Annotated in this window: 18 protein-coding genes; 7 read left to right on the top strand and 11 right to left on the bottom strand. The window is 68.2% G+C overall.

Annotation, left to right across the window (positions count from 1 at the left end; translation table 11 throughout):
- Positions 1–48: 48 nt before the first annotated feature.
- Positions 49–408, bottom strand: a complete 360-nt coding sequence (locus MQH31_RS07260) for a hypothetical protein (protein ID WP_243011463.1) — start codon at positions 406–408, stop codon at positions 49–51.
- 105 nt (positions 409–513) lie between these two features.
- Here MQH31_RS07260 and MQH31_RS07255 point away from each other — a divergent pair, with 105 nt between their 5' ends.
- Entirely contained in the window at positions 514–1149 is a 636-nt protein-coding gene (locus MQH31_RS07255; protein WP_134531916.1) for a ScbR family autoregulator-binding transcription factor, read from the top strand.
- 161 nt (positions 1150–1310) lie between these two features.
- Here MQH31_RS07255 and MQH31_RS07250 read toward each other — a convergent pair whose 3' ends face one another.
- From MQH31_RS07250 to MQH31_RS07240, 3 genes are all read right to left on the bottom strand, one after another.
- The gene (locus tag MQH31_RS07250; protein WP_243011462.1) at positions 1311–1625 is read right to left on the bottom strand and encodes a transcriptional regulator; all 315 of its coding nucleotides are present in this window, start codon (positions 1623–1625) and stop codon (positions 1311–1313) included.
- Positions 1615–2094, bottom strand: coding sequence for a hypothetical protein (locus tag MQH31_RS07245; RefSeq protein ID WP_243011461.1), 480 nt, complete (start codon positions 2092–2094; stop codon positions 1615–1617). The genes MQH31_RS07250 and MQH31_RS07245 overlap by 11 nt, the downstream gene beginning before the upstream one ends.
- 107 nt (positions 2095–2201) lie before the next feature.
- Positions 2202–2513: a hypothetical protein gene (locus MQH31_RS07240; RefSeq protein WP_243011460.1), complete on the bottom strand. Its 312-nt coding sequence runs from the start codon at positions 2511–2513 to the stop codon at positions 2202–2204.
- A gap of 187 nt (positions 2514–2700) precedes the next feature.
- Here MQH31_RS07240 and MQH31_RS07235 point away from each other — a divergent pair, with 187 nt between their 5' ends.
- Both MQH31_RS07235 and MQH31_RS07230 read left to right on the top strand, forming a co-directional pair.
- Positions 2701–4053: a CoA transferase gene (locus MQH31_RS07235; RefSeq protein ID WP_243011459.1), complete on the top strand. Its 1353-nt coding sequence runs from the start codon at positions 2701–2703 to the stop codon at positions 4051–4053.
- Positions 4054–4732: 679 nt separating this feature from the next.
- Complete coding sequence (locus MQH31_RS07230) at positions 4733–6580, top strand: DUF222 domain-containing protein (RefSeq protein WP_243011458.1); 1848 nt, start codon at positions 4733–4735, stop codon at positions 6578–6580.
- A 74-nt stretch (positions 6581–6654) separates the two neighbouring features.
- Here the strand turns inward: MQH31_RS07230 and MQH31_RS07225 are convergent, their stop codons facing one another.
- Together MQH31_RS07225 and MQH31_RS07220 are read right to left on the bottom strand one after the other, a co-directional pair.
- Positions 6655–7944 (bottom strand): glycosyltransferase, encoded by a 1290-nt coding sequence (locus MQH31_RS07225; RefSeq protein WP_243011457.1) that lies wholly within the window; start codon positions 7942–7944, stop codon positions 6655–6657.
- Complete coding sequence (locus MQH31_RS07220) at positions 7941–10178, bottom strand: glycoside hydrolase domain-containing protein (protein WP_243011456.1); 2238 nt, start codon at positions 10176–10178, stop codon at positions 7941–7943. Before MQH31_RS07220 ends, MQH31_RS07225 begins: the two co-directional genes overlap by 4 nt.
- A gap of 126 nt (positions 10179–10304) precedes the next feature.
- Here MQH31_RS07220 and MQH31_RS07215 point away from each other — a divergent pair, with 126 nt between their 5' ends.
- Positions 10305–11333: a glutathione S-transferase family protein gene (locus tag MQH31_RS07215; RefSeq protein ID WP_243011455.1), complete on the top strand. Its 1029-nt coding sequence runs from the start codon at positions 10305–10307 to the stop codon at positions 11331–11333.
- A gap of 45 nt (positions 11334–11378) precedes the next feature.
- Here the strand turns inward: MQH31_RS07215 and MQH31_RS07210 are convergent, their stop codons facing one another.
- The 4 genes from MQH31_RS07210 to MQH31_RS07195 all read right to left on the bottom strand — a co-directional run bounded on the left by MQH31_RS07210 (position 11379) and on the right by MQH31_RS07195 (position 14680).
- Positions 11379–12620, bottom strand: coding sequence for a Dyp-type peroxidase (locus MQH31_RS07210; protein ID WP_243011454.1), 1242 nt, complete (start codon positions 12618–12620; stop codon positions 11379–11381).
- A complete protein-coding gene (locus MQH31_RS07205) occupies positions 12620–13165 on the bottom strand; it encodes a copper chaperone PCu(A)C (protein ID WP_243011453.1) in 546 nt (181 codons plus the stop codon). Before MQH31_RS07205 ends, MQH31_RS07210 begins: the two co-directional genes overlap by 1 nt.
- A gap of 46 nt (positions 13166–13211) precedes the next feature.
- Positions 13212–13844 carry a copper resistance CopC family protein gene (locus MQH31_RS07200; protein ID WP_243011452.1) on the bottom strand — a complete coding sequence of 211 codons (633 nt, stop codon included), beginning with the start codon at positions 13842–13844 and terminating at the stop codon, positions 13212–13214.
- Between the two features lie 146 nt (positions 13845–13990).
- Positions 13991–14680 (bottom strand): hypothetical protein, encoded by a 690-nt coding sequence (locus tag MQH31_RS07195; RefSeq protein ID WP_243011451.1) that lies wholly within the window; start codon positions 14678–14680, stop codon positions 13991–13993.
- Positions 14681–14821: 141 nt separating this feature from the next.
- On the opposite strand from MQH31_RS07195, the gene MQH31_RS07190 reads away from it, so the two are divergent.
- From MQH31_RS07190 to MQH31_RS07180, 3 genes are read left to right on the top strand one after another with little or no spacing between them, the layout of a single operon-like run.
- Positions 14822–15370 carry a hypothetical protein gene (locus MQH31_RS07190; protein ID WP_243011450.1) on the top strand — a complete coding sequence of 183 codons (549 nt, stop codon included), beginning with the start codon at positions 14822–14824 and terminating at the stop codon, positions 15368–15370.
- 13 nt (positions 15371–15383) lie between these two features.
- Positions 15384–17465, top strand: a complete 2082-nt coding sequence (locus MQH31_RS07185; protein WP_243011449.1) for an ATP-binding cassette domain-containing protein — start codon at positions 15384–15386, stop codon at positions 17463–17465.
- Complete coding sequence (locus tag MQH31_RS07180) at positions 17462–18298, top strand: ECF transporter S component (protein WP_243011448.1); 837 nt, start codon at positions 17462–17464, stop codon at positions 18296–18298. Before MQH31_RS07185 ends, MQH31_RS07180 begins: the two co-directional genes overlap by 4 nt.
- On the opposite strand, the gene metH is transcribed toward MQH31_RS07180, so the two are convergent.
- Positions 18295–21831: a methionine synthase gene (metH, locus tag MQH31_RS07175; protein WP_243011694.1), complete on the bottom strand. Its 3537-nt coding sequence runs from the start codon at positions 21829–21831 to the stop codon at positions 18295–18297. The genes MQH31_RS07180 and metH overlap by 4 nt on opposite strands.
- Positions 21832–21858: the final 27 nt, after the last annotated feature.

Below are 21858 nucleotides of genomic sequence, written 5' to 3'. Positions count from 1 at the left end.
ATCGCCGATGCCCCGGGTGCGGCGCTGCCGCGTGTGGGAGCGGATCAGCTATCCCCACACCGGCCACGCGACGAAGCCAGCAGAGAACAGGACAACGAGACTGGCAATAATTCCTGAAATGGCCAGGACCAGGCTCACCCCGCTCAGCACCGGGGAACGTTGAGCGGCCGGAACGAAATACCCGGCGACAAGTGCGCCACCCCACAGCAACACGAGCACAACGGATGAGACCAGTGCGGGAACGAGCCTCGCATCCGCCGAAGGACAGGCTGAAAAACTGGAAATGGCGCAGACCACCGATTTGGATCGAACGAGCCACACCACGGCAAGTGCGAGCCCGACAAGTCCGGAATTCACAACCGCCCAGTGCACGACCGATCGCTGCGCCGTGCCCGATGTATCCCCCATGCATAGATACTCGCAGAGTGCGTTCCGCCTCGCCTCCGATCGCGGGCTGATCCTCGGCATTCGATAACCGGATACCCTTTCTCGAGTAGCTAGCGATGGAGAGTAATGGCTAAACAAGCTCGAGCCCACGCCACACGAGAATCAATCGTGCAGGCGGCTGCGGTCGTTTTCTCCAACCAGACATATGCACAGGCGACCCTGGGAGAGGTGTTGCGAGAGGCCGGAGTCACGCAAGGTGCGCTCTATTTCCACTTTGATTCCAAGCAAGCGTTGGCGCAGGAAGTCATAGATCGCCAGCATCAGCTTTTTCTCGAAGCCGGCAAGCGCCTCCTCGATATGCCGGCACGCGGCATCCCCGCCATGATCGCTCTTTCTCGTGAACTCGCATCGCAGATCACGACCAGTGCCCTTGTGCGTGCAGGACTCCGGCTGAGCACCGAATCGGCCGATGTCTTCGCCGAAACCGCGAAGCAGCCTTACGAAGACTGGATCGCCATCTGCGAACTCTTCGTCAGACGCGCCATGGTCGAGGGCGATATCTCGTCACAGCACGACGCGAGTCGCGTCGCGACCTTCGTGATCGCCACCTTCTCTGGCGTGCAGGCGCTCTCCCAGGCACGCACACACTGGGCGGACATCTCGGACCGACTCGAGGAAATGTGGGAGTTCCTCTTGAACGGCGTCAGGTCTCAGTCAGCCGAAGCTGATCGGCCCGACATCAGAGCGCTCCTCCGCGATTGATTCTTGGCACGTTGTGGCCGACCACCCGTCACCTTCCGGTCCACTGACACGGTTCTGCGTTCAGCTCTTCCGGGGAGACTGCGCACTGGTGCCAGGCAGCCATGAAACGGTCAGCGCGAAGCGTTACTGGAACTCCACGCTTGTAGTCACCGCTCCTTCCCTCAGTGGGACCCCGGTGGTGCTGCAATTTCGCGGAGCGCTGCCAAATGACCGTCGGTTGCGGCGCTGCCACGCGGCGTGAGCGCGACTGTCGTGGTCCTTCTGGCATCATCCCGTGCGGCCGATGCTTGCTTCGACGTCTGGACGTAGCCGAGATCAGCAAGGTTTCGAATGGTCTTGGACAGTGTCGCCTCGCTCAGTTCCAGCAGACTCGCAATCGAGCTGAATTCTGCAGTGCCCGTTGCGAGGAGCAGCGCGCAGAGCCTCAGCCGGGTTGGTGCGTGGATCGACTCGTCGAAGCGGGCATCAACGGACACGAAGCAGTTCCCGCGCGTTGGCCAGATCGTAGAGGGCTGAGCAGATGAGGGCGACTGCGAAGCCAGCGGCGGAAGTGACAATCAGCCACGGGCGTTGCTCGTTCACCTCGAAGACAACCGCGAGGGCGAATGCTCCGATCATGGCCGCGGAGAGTACGACGATGATCGCGAGGCTCATCGGTCCCGTAGGCCCCGGAACGGCCACCATGCGCATTCGCCTACGCACGACGTAGTCGATAGCCACGAGGGCCAGGGTGGCGAGAGACAGCACCATTGTCATGGGAAGCGCGATGCCAGCCGCTGGCGAGTAGATCACCGCAGCGACAGCGAGGGCCTGTGCCGGTGCGCTCCACCACGTTTGCGATTTCAGTCGGCGCCCGAGCCGTTGGCGGTCGGCGGCAATCGCCGCCAGTGCGTCACGCGCTGAAGCCGCACCCTCATCGGCTGCGCTTTCGGTTTCGGTTTCCATGCCGGCAAGTGAATCACTTACCGCATCGTTGTGCAAAAACGAGGCGCCAGGAGACACCCGTTGCCCGCGCCCATGGCAGCGAGGAACCACACTTTGGGCGTTCGGACTCAGCCGAGCTGAAGTCGGATTGCTCGCGCGACGAACGCAAGGAAGCCCACAATCACGCCAGGCGCTGAAACCACGACTGCAAGACCACTAAGCACCGCACCAGCCAACGCCAGGCGACTACCGCGGAGACGTGGTTCCAGTACCAGTCGCCGCCGCGACATCAATGCCATGACGAAGCCCACGATGCCGAAGCCGAGAGAAACGACCGGCGTTGCGAGACTCGCAACAGCGACCAGGGCCACCAACAGAGAGACCACTGCGTGTCCAGAGATTGGACGACTGACGATGACTTGGGCGCCACGGGAGGTCATGTCCTTGAACCTAGTGCAGTGAGGGTCGAGGTCGCAGGTCGGCGGCGGCATGATGTCCACAGAGCGATGCAGTCAGCAGTGTCCACAGCACGAGTGATCAGCCTCGTCGCAACAATGCACGGTGATTTTGCTCGTCGAGCTTGACGACAGGGACCCCGCACGGGAGCCTCGAATCGGAGGTACCGCCATGCCGGCTGAAGACGCCCTGCTCACCGAAGTACTCGCATCCCTGCCGGGGGTCGCTCGACTCGACCCCGGCGTCACAACCGCCGGCGGATTGGCCTCGGCCTTTCCTGTCTCCGAGCTCGCAAGCGCCGCGATACATTCAGCCGCACTCGCCGCTGCGGACTATGCCGGCTCCGCGCACGTGACCGTGGATCGCCGGCTCGCTTCGGCCTGGTTCGCCACATCGATCCGACCGATGGGGTGGACGCTGCCTCCGGCCTGGGATGCGATCGCGGGCGACTACCGAACACGCGACGGCTGGGTGCGCCTGCACACCAACGCACCCCACCACCGGGCTGCCGCGCTCGCCGTGCTCAACACCGACAACTCGCCGGAGAGTGTCACCGCCGCCGTCTTGTCCTGGAACGGTGACGAACTCGAGGCGGCCGTCATCGCGGCGGGCGGCTGCGCGGCAGTCATGCGCACGATCGACGAATGGTCGACAAGCGCTCAGGGCATCGCCGTTGCCGCGGAACCACTCATCACCTGGAAAGATCTCGGATCCGGCCCGGCTCCACGTCAGATGGGAACGATGCTCCGGCCGCTCACCGGAGTCAGGATCCTTGATCTGACTCGCGTGCTCGCCGGCCCGATCGCGACCCGTTTCTTGGCGCTCCTCGGCGCGGATGTCCTCCGAGTCGACCCGCCGGAATGGAACGAGAGCGTATTGCCAGAAGTTACCCTCGGTAAGCGCACCACCCGGTTGAACCTCACTGACGACGAGGATCGCGCTTCGTTCACGGCGTTACTCGCGACTGCGGATGTCATCGTTCACGGCTACCGACCGAGCGCACTTGAACGACTCGGGTTCGGCGAACACGAACGTCAACAGATCCGTCCCGGGCTCATCGACATTGCCATCGATGCCTACGGCTGGAGCGGCCCGTACGCCGACCGCAGGGGCTTTGACAGTCTCGTTCAGATGAGTACCGGCATTTCCGACGCGGGCATGCGGGAGGCGGGCTCGACTCGCCCGGTTCCCCTCCCCGTGCAGGCACTTGACCACGCCACCGGGTACTTCGCCGCTGCCGCAGCGGTCAACGCGCTCACCCACCGGCGCAGCACGGGAATCGGGCGCTCAGCACGACTCTCCCTCGCGCGCACCGCCGAACTCCTCATCTCACACCGAGCCGAAGCCGATCACACCCCGTTTCCACCGCTGACGAAGGATGATTTCGATCCACAGCACGAAGCGACGAGCTGGGGACCGGCCCTACGGCTCCGCCAACCGATCGCAATCGAAGGCGTCGAACTACGAGCCGGACCAGCGCGCGATCTCGGGCTGGACGAGCCACGCTGGTCCCACACCGGGTAGCCCTGCAGGAAGAAATCGTTAGCGCGGATCATGGCGACAGCGCGGAGTTCCGGCGTTAATGACTCGTCCGTGACGCGGTTCTGGCCGCGAGGACGTGAACAAGCATGTGATCCACGACCTCTGGCGAGCGGTCGACGAACGACATGCTCGATTCTGCGTACCGATCAGGGATGAGCGATTAACGATTAGCGATCAGAAGTCAGCGATTAGCGATTCGAGCTGTCACCCTCGCGGGTTGGCTTGTCAACGTTGTGCCGGGGGAAGATACGTGTGCGCACGCTTCGCTGAAACCCGGCGAGACTGCTGACGGTCATCGACAGCGCCTGTCCGGCCACCGGCGCCATCGCCGCAAGCACTCCGAGGATCAAGATCCCGCCAACGGTCCCGAGTTGTTTCTTAGTCGACACGCGTTTCCCCCTATCGCCCGAGCACGCATCCGCGTGCCCTGATACCGAGAACCAGTAGAGCAACAGTTGCTGTGCAGTTCATGCACAGACGGCCCTCGTCGGCGGCGGGGCGAGCACGCCGGGCACCCATTGGCCACGACCTGGCCAGCCGCAGCCAGCCAGTTGGGCACGCGTCTGGCCAACCACTCCTCAACAGGTGCCTGATCAGAAGGAGTTTCCACAGACCTGAGCCATTCTCAGAGAGTGTCGGTGGTCGGTCGTAACGTGGGGGCATGAGCAACCTCCCGGAGTCGCCCGTTTCACCGGATCAGCCGCAGGGCGGTGCATCTCCCCGGGCATCCCTCACCGTGCTGGTGCCGGATGCTGTCGCGGCGCTGGGCGGGTCATCGGCGGCCTATGACGCGCTCAGCGACGAGCAGGTGCTCGCCGGGCACGCGTTGATCGCGGATTCCCGGCGGGCGCTGGAGACGTGTGCCGCGTGGATGGCGGCGACCCTCGCCCGCCGGTCCCGGCCCGAACTCGGCGGGAAGGGCCTCGCCGCCCGGCAGGGGTACCGGACCCCGGAAGACCTGCTCCAGGCCATCTCCGGGTCGAGCAAGATCGACGCGGTCAAATTGCTCGGCGTGGGCCGGCTGCTCGTCGAGGCCGATGCCGCCGAGAAAGCCGCCCGGGAAGCCGCCGAGGCGCAGAAACTACACGACGGCACCCCACCCCACGACGGGAACGACGGTCAGGCAGTGCCAGACGGACAGCCAGGGACCGGCGGGCAGCCGCCCCTCGACGGGACAGCCCCGCACCTGCCGCCGGTGCCGGCCGCCGCTGTGGCGCCCTGGCACGCCCCGATCGGCCGGGCGCTCGGCGAGGGCTGGCTCAGCGTGGAGAAAGCCGACGCGCTCCGGAAGGGTCTGGGCGACCTGGACAAAGCGATCACTCCGGAGAAACTCGCCACAGCCCTCGCCCGGCTCCTCACCGAAGCACGAACCCTGAACGCGGACCAGCTGTTCAAACGGGCCCGCCGGGTTCGGGACGTACTCGATGAGGCCGGCATCGCCGCCCGCGAGAAGGCCGCCTATGACGACCGGTCCCTGCGGTTCTACCGCCTCCACACCGGGCAGGTGCGCATGGTCGGCCTGTTCGCCCCGGAAGACGGCGAATACCTGATGAGCACCTACGACGCCATCACCAGCCCCCGCCGCGGCGGGGTCAGGTTCGTGGACAAGGAACAGGCGGCGTGGGCCAAGCGGGTGCAGGACGACCCGCGCACGACCGAGCAGCTCACCGCGGACGCATTCCTCGCCCTGACCAAACTGGGCGTGAAAGCCGACCCCAAGCGCATCGCCGGCGGCCGCAACCCCGCCGTCCGGATGGTCACCATCCGCCCCACCATCACCACTCCCGCCGGCACCGCCCCGAGCAGCACCGCACCAACCGGGGCGGTATCGACCGGGGTCGTATCGACCGGTTCGTCGCCCAGCGGGCCAGCGTCAACCAGCGCTGTTCCGACCGGGACCGCACCCACAAACACCGCACCGACCGAAACCACTCAGGTCGGGACCGCGTCGATCGGGGCCGCAGCCGGTGGGACTGAACCGGGCGGCCCGACTCCCGCCGCGGAGAAACCCGCGGCCGAGGCCGGGTCGGGCGCCGGATCCGCGGCGCCCGAGCTCCAGCCCGGCGTCATCGAAGGGACCGCGGTCACGGTGTCTGCCGAGACCCTGGAGCGGAACCTCTGCGACAGCGGACTCCTCGACGTCACCTTCGACGACCACGGACACGGCCTCGACCTCGGCCGCGAACAACGCACCTTCTCCCCCGCCCAACGCGCGGCCCTCGCCATCCGCGACGGCGGCTGCAGGTGGCCAGGCTGCGACCGGCCACCCTCCTGGACCGAAACCCATCACATCGAGCACTGGAAAGACGACACCGGGCAAACCAACCTGGCCGACGGCATCCTGCTCTGCCGGGCCGACCACCTCAGACTCCACAACGAACACTGGCGCATCACCCGGGACGATGCGGGCCACTACTGGCTCACCCCGCCACCCCGACTCGACCCCGACCAGACACCCATCCCCCTCACCAGCACAAGTTCGATACTCAGCGACAGCGACAGCGACTAGCAATCCACGGGGCGGGGGCTCGAACTTCTGCGACTCGCTCGCAGTGCGGCTGGACGCACCGCGGTGCCTGATGTCTACTGGTGCGGGACCTCCGCGGAGTCGCGGAGGGGGGCGAACATCCGGTCGAAGACGTTGCGGCGGTCGAACTGCATCGCGTACTCGCGCGCACGGTCAGCCCAGTCTCTGCGCTCCTCGGCCGTGGTCTCGAGAATTGCGCGGTCAATCGCCTCCGCGATCGCCTGCGGGTCTTCCACGGGAATGATGAGGGCGTGATCGCCGACCGCTTCGCCGATGCCGCCCGTGACGGTGGTGATCACGGGGCCGCCGCCGGCGAGCATCTTCTCGGCCAGTGCGATGCCGAACGTCTCCACGAACTCGGGCCGAGGCTTGCTCGGAAGCACGAAGGCGGCGCATCCGGCCATCAGGTACGGCTTCTCCGCATCCCCGACATCATCGAGGAACCGGATGCGGTCGGCGAGCGGTGAGGCAGCCGCGATGGCCTGCAGCGCCTCGGACTGCGGTCCACGGCCCGCGATCACGAGGATCTTGTCCTGGCTGGCCGCGCTGAGCGCGTAGCCCGCGATGAGGTCGTCGACGCCCTTCGCGGCCGTGAGGCGGGACAGGAACAGGATGTAGCCGTCGCGTTCGAGGCCGCGGGCGGTGAGGACGTCGTCGGTCACGCTCTCGTCGAGGTGCAGGTAGGAGTCGGCGTCGATCGCCGGGTAGGAGATCGTGATCCGTTCGCGGCACTGGGCCGCGTACCGGGTGCCGTGGTGCTGGTCGACGAGTTCGGCCTCGGTGATGATGAGCTGCCGGGTGTACTCGGACACGGCGACGCAATAGTCCTGGCTGAGATAGCTCGACAGGATGTGCGCTGCGGCGCCGAATCGTCCCTCGTTGACCGCAGTCCGCACGACGTTCGTGACGTCCGAACCGACGGCTTCCGCAATCGTGGTGACGTTGACGGGCAGCCCGGTCCCCCAGGCAGCACGGACGGCGTCAGAGACCGCGAGCGTGTGCGGCGTGAGGTAGAGCGAGAGGCAGACCGTCGGCACGCCGTCGGTGAAGAGCTCGATCAGCCGGCCGGTGACCCCGGCGAGGTGGCGCCCGTCGAGCACCTTGTAGTCCCCGACCGGTGCGGGCCGGTCGACGAAGATCCCGGGACTGTACGGCAGCACGGAATCGAGCGGCTTGAGCGGCAGACCGGAGGCCTGGAGCTTGTCGATCGGCCACGTGACGATGCGCACCTCGTCGAAGCCGCGCTCGAGTGCGGTCTCCGCGAGGTTGCGTGCTTCGACGGAGTGGCCGCAGATGACCGGATCGGCCCGGACCACGATGACAAGCCGGTTCTCAACAGAATTCATGGTGTCTCTCCCGTGGATCGTGACGCTCGTGTGTGTGACAAGGATGATGGCGCCGAAGGGGGCAGGTCCGTCGTTCCCCAGCCGCTCGGCTCAGGCCCCAACTCCACAACGAGTTCGCCACCCCCGTGGAATTCGTTCCCACTGATCCAGGTGCGCCCGAGCGGTTCGCCGTTGAATTCCATGGCCTGCACATACTGTACGGGTCCGCCGGGTGTCGGTTCAATGAATCCACGAGTACGGATGGTGAACGAGTGCTTACCGACAGAAAACGCCGATTTCTCGAACGAGGGCGCATTGACGAGGAAGATGTTCTGGCCGGCGACCGGGAACAGCCCGAGGGATGCCCAGACGAACCAGGAGCTGAGTCCGCCGGAGTCGTCGTTGCCCGGCAGCCCGCCCCGACCGGTGCCGAACTGCTGGTGCACGATGTTGTGCACGATCTCGGCGGTGCGGTCCGGCCGCCCCACGTAGTGGTACGACCAGGGTGCTTCCATGTCCGGTTCGTTGTTGAGCCCCTCGAAACGGCCGAGGCGATAGCCGGCGAGGACTTCCTCCGGGCCGGAGCCCCGGACGAGCTGCGTCACCGGCTCTGCCCCGTAGCCGAAGAACTCGTCGAGCTGGGCGATGAACCGCTCGGCCCCTCCACTCAGGGCGATGCGGGCATCCATGTCGTGCACCAGCCGGAACGAGTAGTTGTGCCGCGTGCCCTCGTAGTACGTGGAGTCCTTCAGGAGACCGGTCACCGGATCGTACGCGTTCACCCAGCGCTCAGCGAGTGCGATGAACTGTTCGACGAGGGCCTTGTCACCGACATGCCCGGCGACCTTCGCGGTGCACCAGTAGCCGAACGCCAGGTCGAGGGTGTGGCTGATTGGATGCGCCTCCCCGTGCACCAGGAACTCCTCGCCGTAGGTGCGGCGCAGGTCGTCGGACATGTGCACGAGGGCCCAGTCCCAGTCGATGCCGGGGAGGCCGAGCTGGCACAGGTCGGAGAGGAAGGTGTGGGCCAGGGCACTCGCCTGCCGGGAGAAGCGGTCGCTCCCCCGGGCCATCCGGTACCCGATGGGGAAGTTGCCCTCCTCCTCCGAGATGGTGATCATCGCGTTCGCGAGTTCGACGGCCCGTTCCGGCATCAGCGCGGTGATCAGGGGCAGCTGGGTGCGGTAGATGTCCCACATCGTGCTGATGTCGAAGACGAACGGCCCGTCCGTCGGCCAGAACGGGCTCTCCGAGGGGGCCAGGCAGGGCTTGATCAGGGCGTGGTAGAGCGCCGTCGAGAACACCGTCTGGCGGGCGGCGGACGGTGTCCTGACCGTGATGCCCTTGAGCTTCTTGCGCCAGACCTTCTGGGTGCGCTCGCGGCGGGGCGTGAACTGCGCCGGCCCGGTTCCGCAGTCCGCCTCGAGGTTGCGCTTGGCCTGTTCGACGCCGCGCAGGGAGAACCCGATCCGCAGCTCGATCGTCTGGCCCTCCTCGCTCGGACCGGCCCACATCAGTCCGAACGGGCGCAGGGTCGTCGGCCGGATGTGGTCGAAGTCGAGCCGGGTTCCCCCGGGCATCAGGCGTCGGTCGTACCAGAGCATCTGACGCCACTGGGGGTTGTCGCACTCGATGTACACCGACAGCGGGGCGCCCTCCACCACGATCTCGCCGCTGGCGACTCCGGGCTCGAGGCACTCGAGGTGGGCACGCACCGGGATCGTGGCGCCATACGGAATCGAGAGGCCGCCGTGCGAGAAGTCGATGACCACCCGGGCCTTGGAGTGTGCGGGGAAGGTGTACCGGTGCACCGCGCTCTTCGGCCCGACGGTGAGCTCGGCGGTGATGCCGGAGTCCAGGGTTCCGGAGTACCAGCCCGGCTCGGCCTGTTCGTCGGTGAGCTCCCAGGTGCGCCCGAGCACGTCGAGCGGTTCGATCATCGGCGTGACGCGGAAGTAGTTGTAGTACTTGCGGATGGCGCCGGTACCGGACTGCTGGAAGTGCGCGAATCCCGAAGCGAGGTGACGCTCGTGCAGGAGGGGCGGGATGCCTTCGAGCGAGAGGTCGTACCGGCCGTACCCGGTCGGATAGGCACCCGAATACGCGCAGGCAGACACCATCCCGAGCGGGTAGGTGGCGCCGGGGTGCGTGTTCCCGATCTGCGGCTTCGGCCACCACCAGGTCGCGGCGAGGCCGGTCTGGGGAGGAAGGTCCGTGACCTCGGTGCCGATAAACGGGTCAACGCGACCGATCATGCAGTATCTCCTCTGAATGCCTTCCTCGGAGAGTAGCCGCTGCACAGCGTCCACAATGACGCGACTCCGTTACCGCGAGGTAAATTCTCGCGCTGTGTGATCTCGCGCCACCGCTACCGTTGAGGGATGACCATCCCAGAGCCCGAGGGCGCAGACCTGAAGCCGAGCTACATCGAAGCGGGACAGCCCTTCAATCGCGACACTCACTACATCGAGGACCGCCTCACGCGGGATGCGCGTGACGGCTGGCCGGTCGAGCCCGGCCGGTACCGGCTCGTGGCCGCCCGGGCGTGCCCGTGGGCGAACCGAACCGCGATCGTCCGGCGCCTGCTCGGCCTGGAGGGGGTCATCTCCCTGGGTCTGCCGGGACCGACACACGACAAGAACAGCTGGACCTTCGACCTCGACCCCGGCGCCGTCGACCCGGTGCTCGGCATCGAACGGCTCCAGCAGGCTTACTTCGCGAGGTTCCCCGACTACCCGCGCGGCATTACCGTTCCCGCGATCGTCGACGTTCCGAGCGGACGGGTCGTCACCAACAACTACCCGCAGATCACGATCGACTTCGAAACCGAATGGGTCGAGTATCACCGTGCGGGCGCTCCCGATCTCTATCCGGTCGCGCTTCGCGCCGAAATCGACGAGGTCGCCGAGCTGATCTTCCACGATGTGAACAACGGCGTCTACAAGTGCGGCTTCGCCGGCAGCCAGAAGTCCTATGAGCGGGCATACGACACTCTGTTCGCCCGTCTGGACTGGCTCGAGGAGCGCCTCGCCACCCGGCGCTTCCTCGTCGGCGACACGATCACCGAGGCCGATATCCGGCTCTTCACGACGCTCGCGCGCTTCGACGCCGTCTACCACGGGCATTTCAAGTGCAACCGGAACAAGCTCACCGAGATGCCCGTGCTGTGGGCATACGCGCGGGACCTCTTCCAGACGCCGGGATTCGGAGACACCATCGACTTCGAGCAGATCAAGCGGCACTATTACGTCACGCACAGCGACATCAATCCGAGCGGCATCGTCCCCAAGGGGCCGGATGCCCGTGGCTGGCTCGAACCATCCGGTCGCGAGGCCCTGGGCGGGCGTCCGTTCGGCGACGGCACTCCGCCGGGACCTCCCCTCCCGGCCGAGCGCGTGCCGTCCCTCTGAGCACGACACCGAAGGCACGAAACCCGGGCCGCTAAGCCTGGGCCGCTAGAACAGCGTGTCCCCGATGTACCCGCCCTCCTGACAGCCCGGCGGGATGGCGAACACGGCCGATCCGACCGGGGTGATCCACTGGTTGAGCAGGTCGAGGGTGTCTATCCGCCGTTGGATGGGCACGAACTGGGCATCGACATCCGCCTGGAATGACACGAACAGCAGCCCGGAATCCGACACGCTCGCACCGGTCGGCGCGTCGTCGTAGTTGTAGCCGCGACGCAGGATGCGCTCCTCCCGGTTCTCCGAACGAGCCCGGCGCAGGTGTGAGAATTCGGGAATGACCGGGAAGCCGATCGGAGTCGTCGCGGCGAAGTCCGGCTCGTCGTGTTCGGCGACCCCGGTCAGCGGAGCTCCGGTCGCGAGGGTGCGCCCGACGGCCGACTCACGGCCGGACCGGTCGAGCTTGTCCCACTTGTCGAGGTCCATGCTGATGCGCCGGAGCACGAATCCGGTCCCGCCCGCGAGCCAGGCGGGATTATCGGCCTGTCGCCAGACGAGGTGTTCGAAGTCCTCGCTCCCCGGCACCATGTTCACGGTGCCGTCGAGCTGCCCGAACAGGTTGCGCATCGTCGTTCCGGGCCGCTCCGAACCGGGTGCCCTGCGGAACCCGGACTGCACCCAGTGCACACTCGCGAAGCTGCGCGTGTCCTTGAGGAGCATCCGGGTGGCATGGGCGACGGTCAGCGGATCGTCTGCGGCGATCTGGAGGAGCAGGTCGCCGTCGGCCCAGGCCGGTTCGAGCCGGTCGACCCCGAAGGCCGGCAGCGGCCGAAGCCAGGTGGGCGCTTCCCCGCCCGCCCGGGCGACGAGCCCGGGTCCGAAGCCGAAAGTGATCGTCAGCCGGGCGGGAACCACGGCGAGTTCCGGTTCGGAGTCGGCCAGCGCGGCCAGGCCCTGGGTCAGGCGCGCGGCATCGCCGCTCAGGACCACCATCATCCTGCGCACCGCGTCGCGGTCGACCGTGTCGTGCAGGGTGAGCGCGACGAAGGTCGCGTGGCCCTGTGGAACCGTTTCGATCCCCGCCTGGTGGACGCCGTGGAAGGGCACGGTGAGGGCGCCGTTGAGTCCCGTCTCCGGGTCACCGGCCGGCCGCGACGCGCTCGGCTCGCCGGCCTGTCCGGCCAGCTGGATGCCGACGGCGGACGCGGCGCCGATGCCCGCGGCGGCACCTCCGAGGAGGAGGTGCCGCCTGCTGAGTCTGCGAGCCGGTGCCGGCTCCGGGCTGTCGGTCACTATTTCGGGGTCTCCATGTTCATGTCGCCGGTGTAGGTCTCGTTGGCGCCGGTGTAGTCCTTCGCCACGGCCGTGAAATCGATCGTCGAGCCGTCAGACAGCGTCAGCGTGAACTTCGCCTCGTCACCGGCCTTGATCGGGTTGCTGAGGTCCATCATCATGATGTGGTTGCCACCGGGCGCCAATTCCAGTGAGCCGCCGGCCGGGACGACGAAGCCGCCCTGTTTCTGCTGCATCATCATCTCTCCGGCCGCGTTGGACACGGTTTCATGCAGCTGCAGCATGCTGGATGCCGCTGATTGCGCCGACACGATGGTCACGTCGCTCGCGCCCGCGTTCTCCAGGGTGCCGAACGCTGCCGACATGCCGGAATCTGCGGCCTTCACCCACGGGTCGGTGATGCTCAGGCCGCTCGCTTCGGTGGTGGCGGCGGACGGGGTCGCTGCCGGGGTCGTTGCGGGGGTTCCGGCGCAACCCGCGAGGGCCAGTGCGGCGACGAGGGCAAGGCCGGCGATGCCGGCACGGGTGCTGGTGTTCTGAATCATGTGTTGTCTCCATGCAAAGTGAGGGGGAATTGTGGGGAAGAAGGAATCAGGCGGAACGACGCCGTTTCCAGAGACTCGTGAGCAGTAACACGACGACGAGGACCGCGATACCGCCGCCGGCGCCCAGCAGGGCGACCACGGCGAGGGGAAGTCCCCCACCGATCGCGCCTGTCGGCGCCTGCGCGGGTCCGGCATCCGCTGCGCCCGGCTGCGGTGACACGGTGGCGGGTCCCGATGAGGCCGGCCCGGCGGATGCGGACCCGGACCCGGCGGTCACTGTGCCGACGGAGAACGGGAAGGTTCCGGCGATGGGGTGCCCGTCAGCAGACACCACGCGCCACCGCACCTCGTACGCACCGTTCGGGAGGCCCGGTGCGAGCGGTTGGGTCACCGTGGCGCGGTCCAGTTTCAGCGTCCCGTCCGCCCAGTTCCGTCCCTGGTCGTCGACGATGAGCATGATCGCTCCGACGCTGAGGATGTCGTCTGAGAAGACCATGGCGACCTGCTTCGGCGCCGTGTCCACGTTCTCCCCGGTGGTCGGGGAGGTCGACAGCACCTGATCGTGAGCTGTGGCAGCCGGAGCGGCCCCGGCCGCGACGGACAGGGCGACCAGGGTCACCAGTGCAAGTGCGCTCATCGCCCAGCGGGCGCGCGGAAAGGGGATCATGTTCTGCCTCATCACGAGAGTTGACGTGCGCGTACGGAGCGTGCCGGATCAGCACGGAAGGCCGGTTCGACGGTTCCACGTGATCGGACGCACGCTGCGGAACCTGTGCCCGGACGGCCGTGAGTCAGGAGCCGGCAGCGATTACCGCAGGAAAAAGATCAGAAGGACGGCAGAGCCGGCGGCGGTCCCCTGCGCCAGACGCTGGATCGCAGGACGCCGAAGTCGGTCAGCGCAGCGGCGCAGCTGCGGGGAACGCCGTCGCCCAGCCCCCGGCGGACGACGATGACGAGGTCGTCGTGGAGGTGCCAGGCAGCGTTCAGGTACGACGCCAGCAGGCCCACCAGATCGAACAGCACCCGGAAGGCCGCCTCACCGTGCCGCAGCGCGATGATCGTGACGAGCGCGGCGCCGACGTGAGCGAGCCACATCCACGCGTCCATCTGGCTGGACGCCGCGGCGCCCGTCCCCGACGAGCCGAGACCCATCGAAACCATCGGCATCGGTCCCATCGCCATCGGTCCCATCGCTGCGTGCGGGTCTGAGACGACCGTCACCGAACCGTGGTGCGACCCGCCGACGACGGTCAGTGCGCCGGCGGTGCCGCCGCCGAGCCCGAACAGAATGTGGAACAGGAATTGGCTCACCACGACCGAGGCGGACATCCGGAAGAGTGACAGGGACCTTCCAGCCAGGAACGTGCAGACCAGACCCGAGACAACGAGGGCGAGCACGGTTCCGAGCTCCCCCGGCCGGCTTCCCCCGCCGGCGGCGTGCGCGAACGCCGCCACGAAGACCGCGACCGAAGCCGTCAGCCAGCCGCGAACGAGCCTGGCACCCCGGGTGGTCATGGTCTCTCCTGGACGACGTGCGCCTGGTTCGTCGAATACCGTTGCTCGCTGGGTTCAGCGTCTGAGGCCAAGACTACCCACGGTGACCTCGCGCGTCTGACGAATTCCGATTCCCGCTTGCCGCTCAGTATTCTGGGGGGCATGAAGATGCCAGTACTCGCTACGCTCACCCTGCTCGGAGCGCTGGCCCTCAGCGGTTGCGCCACCGGCCCGTCCACCGCGACCAGCGGGACCGCCACGCCCGGAACCGCCGCCACGGCCGCCGCCACGGAGTCCGCCTCACCGGAAGCCTGTTCCGGGGTGCGGGTCGTCGTCGATTTCGGAACCCTCGCCGCACCGAAGATCACCGATTGTGTAGCGACGGCGACCACGATCGCTGCAAGCGCGGTCATGAAGACCGCGGCGATCGCGACAGAGGGAACCGTGCAGTACGGCGACCAGGTCGTCTGCCGTGTGAACGGGCGCCCCGCCGCCGACGAGACCGTCACGGTCACGGGCCAGGCCTCGTTCGTCGAATCGTGCCAGTCGATGGCGCCCGCGTACGCCTACTGGGCGCTGTGGATCCAGACCGCCCCCGGTGCGGCCTGGGAATACGCCCAGGAGGGCCTCGGCAGCCTCCAGGTGACGCCGGGCCAGTCCCTCGGCCTCGTATTCACAACGGGCGCCGAGACTCCGACACCCGGCAGCTAAGGCTCCGACCCCGGTGTTCCGTTTCCGCCCGGCTCCCCTGCGCGCATCCGTGCTGCTCGCGCTCGGATTCATCGGTCTGCGGGTGGGCTATCGGATGGTCTTCGGCGGAGGAGGCGGCGGAGGGGCCGTCCTGCTCGACCTGCCCCGGATCCCGCTCGCCGCGCCGTTCAGCCAGGTAGCGCTGTTCGGGCCGGTCACGACGGTCGGACTCTGGAACGCCGCACTGAGCGCGCTCCCGGTCGCCGCGGTGATCGTCTTCTTCGGGGCAGTCAACGCGGTCGTCGACGTGAGCCGCCTGTTCGCCCGCGGCGCCCGCCGCGGGCCGTTGCGCACGGTGTCCCGCGCCCTCGTGATCGCGTGGGCCACGTTTCCGGCGCTCCTCGACTCAGTCAGGCGGGTGCGCCTGGCCGCCGCCCTCCGTGGCGAGCGGACCATGGCAGCCCTGCTCGTCCCGGTTTTCGAGCAGACCATCGAGCGTGCCCTCGCCCTTGCGGCATCGATGGAGACCCGGGGATTCGCGTCGACCACGCCAGTGGACGGTGACTGTGCGGCACCCGTGCTCATGACGGATGCCACGCTCGATTTCGACGGGGACTGGCGCCTCGAGCACCTCGACCTCGCGCTCGCCCCCGGCACGCTCACGGTCATCGTCGGGCCGACCGGTTCGGGCAAGTCCGGCCTGCTCCAGGCGATGAGCGGGCTGTTCCAGCACTTCCACGACGGCCACCAGGGCGGCCGGATCGAGATCGGCGGCGCCGACCGGGCCGAGACTCCCCCGCGCGACACGGCCGGCTTCGTCGGACTGGTGCCCCAGAACGTGCGGCTCTCCTTCGTCGCCGAGACCGTGGCCGAGGAGATCGGCTTCGCTCTCACCGTGCGGGGCGTTGCCGCGGAGATCCTGGACCAGCGGGTGCGGGAGGTCGCCGCGCAACTCGGCATCACGCAGTTGCTCGCTCGCCCCGTCTTGGCGCTCTCCGCCGGAGAGGCCACCCTGGTCTCCCTCGGCGGCGCCCTGATCCGCCGTCCCGTGCTGCTTCTCGTCGACGAACCGCTCGCCGAACTCGACCGCATCGCGCGGGACAGGGTCTGCGGGGTGCTCGACCGGCTCGCCCACGAAGCCGGCGTCTGCGTCGTGGTCGCCGAGCACAACAGCCGCGAGTTCGCCTCGATCGCGGATGCCTGGCTCGTGCTCGAGGGGCACCGCGCGCGCATGCTGCACCCCGGCGAGGCGCCGCCGGACCGGGTCGGCGACCGCAGCATCGCGAGACCCCGTGCAGGCGCCGAGCCACCTGCTCAGGTGCCTGCCGCTGGAAAGCCGCTCGCCGGCATCCACGGACTGACGGTTCGACACGGCGACCGGACCGTCGTCGACGCGGTGTCCCTCGAACTCGCGGCCGGCGAGATCGTCGCCCTCGAGGGCCGGAACGGGGCGGGCAAGAGCAGCCTGCTCACTGCGCTCGCGCTGCCCGCGACCCCCGGGACCGTGATCGTCGGCGGACAGGACGTCGCTCTGCTGCACCGGAGGACCCGGCGCCGGCTCGTGGCACTCGTGCCGGAGAATTTCGACGACCTGTTCTTCGCCACGACGGTCGCGGACGAGTGCCGCCGCAGCGACCGGTCGACGGCAGGCCGAACGGCCGACCGACGTGCTCGCCGACGTGCCGGGCGGAGCGCGAGGTCCGACCCTGGCGCGACCGCCGGGACGTTCGCGCGGCTTCTCGGCCACGATTCCGCCGCGGCAGCACCGCTTCTCGAGCGTCATCCGCGGGACCTCTCGGCGGGCCAGCGGCTCTGCCTCGCGATCGCGATCCAGCTCGCGGCCGCGCCTCGGGTGCTGCTCGTCGACGAGCCCACCCGCGGCCTCGATGCCGCTGCTCGTGCGCTCGTGGGCGCGGCGCTGCAGCGCGTGTCCGACCGGGAATGCGCGGTGCTGCTCGCGACGCACGACCACGACTTCGCCCGGTCCTTCGCCACCCGGGCGCTGCACCTCGAGGATGGGCGACTGACCGCCGCCGGGTACGGCGGCGCGGAGACAGCGACAGGTATCACCCCGACTACCGGGGCCCCCGGCCGGGACCCGCGGGTGACGCAGTGAAGCGCAGAAGCGGCCGCTGGACATCCGCGGTGCTGTGGAGCGGAAGCCTGCTCGCCGCCGCGGGATTCGCCTGGCCGCTGTTCGCGGCCGCCGTGCCCAGGGACGCCCAGGGCGCCGTGCCGTTCATCGCGTTCGCCCTCGTGCCCGCCGTGATCGTCGCACTCGCCCTCGTGGTGGACCGCGAGATGTACACCGCGAAGACGGTGGCTCTCCTCGGGGTGCTCGCTGCCGTGGGAGCAGCCGTCCGGATCGCGGGCACGGGTGTCGGCGGTGTCGAGGCCGTGTTCATCCTGCTGATCCTCGCGGGCCGGGTCTACGGCGCCCGGTTCGGGCTGTTGCTCGGGCTGCTGACCATCGCCGTGTCTTCGGTGCTCTGGGGCGGGTTCGGGCCCTGGACCCCGTTCCAGATGTTCGCCTGCGGCTGGGTCGGCGCGGGAGCCGCCCTGCTGCCGCGGCACCGCGCCGGGGGCGGGTCCGGTGTGCTCGGCCGACTCGGACCGCGCGCGAGCGCCCGCCTCGAGATCGCCATGCTTGCGGGCTACGGCGTCGTCGCGTCCTACCTGTTCGGGCTCGTGATGAACCTGTGGTTCTGGCCGTTCGCGGTGGGGACCGGGACCGGCATCTCCTACTCCCCCGGAGCGCCCCTGGGCACGAACCTGGCCTCATTCGGCCTCTACTCGCTCGTCACCTCGACGCTCACCTGGGACACGGTGCGCGCCGTCACGACGGTGCTCGGCATCTGCCTGGTCGGGCCGGCCGCCCTCGCCGCCCTGCGCCGCGCCAAACTGCCCGCCGCACGCCGCACGGCGCACAGGGCAGACGCGCGCCGCTAGACCGAGAAGTACTTCGCTTCCGGGTGGTGGAAGACGAAGGCATCCGTCGACTGCTCGGGATGAAGTTGCAGTTCCTCGGAGAGCACGACACCCATCCGCTCGGGCCTGAGCAGCTCGACGACCTTGCGGCGGTCCTCCATCTCGGGGCAGGCCGGGTAGCCGAGCGAGAAGCGGGCACCGCGGTACTCAAGCTTGAACATGCCGGCCACGTCGGTCGGATCCTCGGCGCCGAGGCCGAGCTCCGCGCGCACGCGGGCGTGCCAGTACTCGGCGAGGGACTCGGTGAGCTGCATGGTGAGGCCGTTGAGCTCCAGGTAGTCGCGATACTTGTTCGCGGCGAAGAGCTTCGCGGTCACACTGTCGACGTTGGCACCTGCCGTGACGAGCTGGAGGGCGACGACGTCGATCTGGCCGGACTCGCGCGGGCGCACGAAGTCGGCCAGGCACAGGTGCCGGTCCCGTCGCTGTCGGGGGAAGGAGAACCGCAGCCGTTCGGTTCCGACCGGTCCGCCGGAACCGCCGTCCGGCGCGAGCAGGCCCGGCGTGCCGAGGTTCCCGTCCGGGTCGTCGCCGTGATGCAGCACCACGAGGTCATTGCCCTCGCTGTATGCCGGAAAGTAGCCGTACGCGACGGAGGCGTCGAGCATGCCCTCCGCGAGGATCCGGTCGAGCCAGTAGCGCAGCTTCGGCCTGCCCTCGGTGTCGACGAGTTCCTGGTAGCTGGCGCCGTCCTCCGCCCGGCTGGGCTTGAGGCCCCACTGGCCCATGAAGGTCGCCCGCTCGTCGAGGAACGCCGAGTACTCGGCGAGGGCGACGCCCTTGACGATCCGGGTCCCCCAGAACGGCGGAACCGGCACCGGGTTGTCTGCGGCCACGTCGCTGCGCACCGGCATGGCGTCCGGCTCGGTGACGGTGAGCAGGCTGCGCTTGTGGATCCGCTGCTTGAGCGGTGGCAGGCCGACGGATGCCGGGTCGGCGCCGCGCGCGATGGCCACGAGCGGCTCCATGAGCTTCAGGCCCTCGAAGGCGTCCCGCGCGTACCGGACCTGCCCCTCGAAGAGCCCGGCGAGGTCTTCCTCGACGTAGGCGCGGGTAAGTGCCGCGCCGCCGAGGATGACGGGCCACTTCGTGGCGAGCCCCCGGTTGTTCAGCTCGAGCAGGTTCTCCTTCATCACGACCGTGGACTTGACGAGCAGGCCGCTCATCCCGATCACGTCGGCGTTGTGTTCCTCGGCCGCCGCGATGATCTCGTTGATCGTCTTCTTGATCCCGATGTTGACGACGTCGTAGCCGTTGTTGGTCAGGATGATGTCGACGAGGTTCTTGCCGATGTCGTGCACGTCGCCACGCACCGTCGCGAGCACCATCGTGCCCTTGCCCGCGGCCTCCGACTTCTCCATGTGCGGCTCGAGCAGCGCGACGGCGGCCTTCATCACCTCGGCGGACTGCAGCACGAACGGCAGCTGCATCTCTCCGCTGCCGAACCGGGCCCCGACGATCTGCATGCCGGCGAGCAAGTGCACGTTGACGATGTCGAGGGCGCTCATGCCGCCGGCGCGGGCGAGGTCGAGGTCGGCCTCGAGGCCCTTGGCCTCGCCGTCGATGATGCGTCGTTCGAGGCGTTCGCCGACGGGAAGGGCGGCGAGCTCCGCGGCGCGCTCGTCCTTCAGCGCGGCGGAGTCGACGCCGGCGAACAGGTCCAGGAGAGCGGCGAGCGGGTCGTAGGTCAGGTTGCCGTCGACGTCGTACTCGCGGCGGTCCCAGACCAGGTCGAGCGCCACCTTGCGCCGGTCGTCCGGCACGGAGGCGAGCGGCACGATCTTGGCCGAGTTGACGATGGCCGAGTCGAGCCCTGCCGCCGTCGCCTCGTGCAGGAAGACGGAGTTGAGCACCGACCTGGCCGCGGGGTTCAGGCCGAAGGACACGTTCGAGACGCCGAGCGTGGTGTGGATGCCGGGATACTTCGCCTTGATCTGCCGGATCGCCTCGATCGTCTCGATGCCGTCCCTGCGGGTCTCCTCCTGGCCGGTGGCGATCGGGAAGGTGAGGGCGTCGACGATGATGTCCTCGACGCGCATCCCCCAGTCGTTCACGAGGGTCTCGACGAGCCGGGTCGCGATCCGCACCTTGTGCTCTGCGGTGCGGGCCTGGCCCTCTTCGTCGATGGTCAGGGCGATCACGGCGGCCCCGTGTTCCTTGACGAGCGGCATGATCCGGCCGAAGCGGCTGCCCGGGCCCTCGCCGTCCTCGAAGTTGACCGAGTTCACGACGGGGCGCCCGCCGATGAGCTCCATGCCCGCCTGCAGCACCGCCGGTTCGGTCGAGTCGACGACGAGCGGCAGGGTCGAGGCGCTCGCGAGCCGGGAGACGACCTGGCGGATGTCCGCGACGCCGTCGCGGCCGACGTAGTCGATGCAGACGTCGAGCAGGTGGGCGCCGTCGCGGACCTGGGCGCGGGCGATGTCGACGCAGTCGTCCCAGCGTTCCTCGAGCATGGCGTCGCGGAAGGCCCGGGAGCCGTTGGCGTTCGTGCGCTCCCCGATGGCGAGGAAGGCGCTGTCCTGGTCGAAGCTGACGTGCTGGTACAGGCTCGCGACGCCGGCGTCCTCTTCGATGGCACGCACGCTGACGGCGGCGCCGCGCAGGCGGTCGACGACCGCCTTCATGTGCGCGGGAGTGGTCCCGCAGCATCCGCCGACGAGGCCGAGCCCGAACTCTTTGACGAACTGCTCGTGCGCCGTCGCGAGCTGGTCGGGCGTGAGCGGGTAGCTCGCCCCCGTCGCGGTCAGCATCGGCAGGCCGGCGTTCGGCATGCACATCACCGGCACGTGCGAGTACCGGGAGAGGTGGCGCAGGTGTTCGCTCATCTCGGTCGGACCAGTGGCGCAGTTCAGACCGATCGCGTCGATGCCGAGGGGTTCGAGCGCCGTGAGCGCCGCCCCGATCTCACTGCCCATCAGCATGGTGCCGGTGGTCTCCACGGTCACCTCGACGAAGATCGGCAGGCGGATGCCGGTCTCCGCGATCGCCTGCTTGCAGCCGTTCACCGCGGACTTGGTCTGCAGCAGGTCCTGGGAGGTCTCGATCAGGAAGGCATCGGCGCCTCCCCGGATCAGGCCGACTGCCTGCTCTGCGAAGGTGGCCTTGAGGTTCGCGTACGTCGTGTGGCCGAGGCTCGGGAGCTTGGTTCCCGGCCCCATCGAGCCGAGCACCCAGCGCACGCGGCCGTCGCGGGCCTCGTAGTCCTCGACACTCTTCCGGGCGATGGCCGCGCCGAGCCTGGCGAGTTCCTCGATGCGGTCCTCGATGTCGTAGTCGGAGAGGTTCGACCAGTTGGCTCCGAAGGTGTTGCTTTCGACGGCGTCGATGCCGGTGTCGAGGTACGCGCCGTGGATCGCCTCGATCATGTCGGGGCGGCTGACGTTCAGGATCTCGTTGCAGCCCTCGAGCTGCTGGTAGTCGTCCAGGGTGGGGTTGTGCTCCTGGAGCATCGTCCCCATCGCGCCGTCGGCGATGACGACCCGTTCCCGCATCGTGTCGAGCAGGGCCTGCGACCGGGC

The sequence above is a fragment of the Cryobacterium zhongshanensis genome (assembly GCF_022760445.1).
In the GTDB taxonomy this organism is placed as follows: domain Bacteria; phylum Actinomycetota; class Actinomycetes; order Actinomycetales; family Microbacteriaceae; genus Cryobacterium; species Cryobacterium algoricola.
The sequence above is the reverse complement of the archived record's forward strand: the minus strand, read 5'-3'. Positions and strand labels throughout refer to the sequence as shown.

Bases quoted from the DNA above. Each gene is read 5' to 3' on its own strand.
- MQH31_RS07215 (WP_243011455.1), top strand. From the start codon at position 10,305: ATGACCATCCCAGAGCCCGAGGGCGCAGACCTGAAGCCGAGCTACATC.
- MQH31_RS07220 (WP_243011456.1), bottom strand. From the start codon at position 10,178: ATGATCGGTCGCGTTGACCCGTTTATCGGCACCGAGGTCACGGACCTT.
- MQH31_RS07200 (WP_243011452.1), bottom strand. From the start codon at position 13,844: ATGAGGCAGAACATGATCCCCTTTCCGCGCGCCCGCTGGGCGATGAGC.
- MQH31_RS07230 (WP_243011458.1), top strand. From the start codon at position 4,733: ATGAGCAACCTCCCGGAGTCGCCCGTTTCACCGGATCAGCCGCAGGGC.
- MQH31_RS07205 (WP_243011453.1), bottom strand. From the start codon at position 13,165: ATGATTCAGAACACCAGCACCCGTGCCGGCATCGCCGGCCTTGCCCTC.
- metH (WP_243011694.1), bottom strand. From the start codon at position 21,831: ATGCGGGAACGGGTCGTCATCGCCGACGGCGCGATGGGGACGATGCTC.
- MQH31_RS07240 (WP_243011460.1), bottom strand. From the start codon at position 2,513: ATGACCTCCCGTGGCGCCCAAGTCATCGTCAGTCGTCCAATCTCTGGA.
- MQH31_RS07225 (WP_243011457.1), bottom strand. From the start codon at position 7,944: ATGAATTCTGTTGAGAACCGGCTTGTCATCGTGGTCCGGGCCGATCCG.
- MQH31_RS07255 (WP_134531916.1), top strand. From the start codon at position 514: ATGGCTAAACAAGCTCGAGCCCACGCCACACGAGAATCAATCGTGCAG.
- MQH31_RS07260 (WP_243011463.1), bottom strand. From the start codon at position 408: ATGGGGGATACATCGGGCACGGCGCAGCGATCGGTCGTGCACTGGGCG.
- MQH31_RS07245 (WP_243011461.1), bottom strand. From the start codon at position 2,094: ATGGAAACCGAAACCGAAAGCGCAGCCGATGAGGGTGCGGCTTCAGCG.
- MQH31_RS07195 (WP_243011451.1), bottom strand. From the start codon at position 14,680: ATGACCACCCGGGGTGCCAGGCTCGTTCGCGGCTGGCTGACGGCTTCG.
- MQH31_RS07190 (WP_243011450.1), top strand. From the start codon at position 14,822: ATGAAGATGCCAGTACTCGCTACGCTCACCCTGCTCGGAGCGCTGGCC.
- MQH31_RS07235 (WP_243011459.1), top strand. From the start codon at position 2,701: ATGCCGGCTGAAGACGCCCTGCTCACCGAAGTACTCGCATCCCTGCCG.